At 47.0% G+C, this 534-nt stretch carries 1 protein-coding gene; it reads right to left on the bottom strand.

Going from position 1 to position 534, the window contains the following annotated elements:
• On the bottom strand, nucleotides 1-534 hold a 534-nt coding region (locus R8O11_RS30800), incomplete at both ends, for an MJ1255/VC2487 family glycosyltransferase (RefSeq protein ID WP_318195332.1).

Genomic DNA, 534 nt, shown 5'->3' with positions numbered 1-534 from the left:
CTTCAAGCGTGGCTACGTTGCTCTGCTGTTCAAATTGTCCTGCCAGTGGTTTCATTAGCAGTTTTTTGCCAAGAGAAAGTGCTTCTGAAGGCAGTTCAAAACCGCCATTGGCGATGACCCCACAGCAACGATGTAGATGGTGTTGAAAGTTGGTATGGCACAGCGGACGCAATTCTATGTTCTCCACTTTCTCTACTTCTATCACGTCGGGGTGATAACAAATAAACGTCTGCTGATTAAAGTGGAACAACAAGTCGCAGATGTCCTCAATCGACTCAAACGGTAAATACACCAACACGAAATCATCGTTATCCGCTTGGTTATCCAAAGTGTGAACGATGGGCGGTAGCAACGGCTGGTCAAAGTGATACCAGTGCAATCCAAGCTGATGTTGAGATGGTGCAAAATACTCAAGTACTGATTTATCCAGCCAGCTCGCCCCCTTCAGAGGCACTGGATAACGAAACGCATTTTGGTGACTGATACCGATACACGGCTTATTTTGTTGACGAGCTGCCCAAGCCGTGACGGGTT

This window comes from Vibrio sp. 1288 (assembly GCF_033344475.1).
Note: the sequence above shows the minus strand (reverse complement) of the source record. Positions and strands in the feature narration are given on the sequence as shown.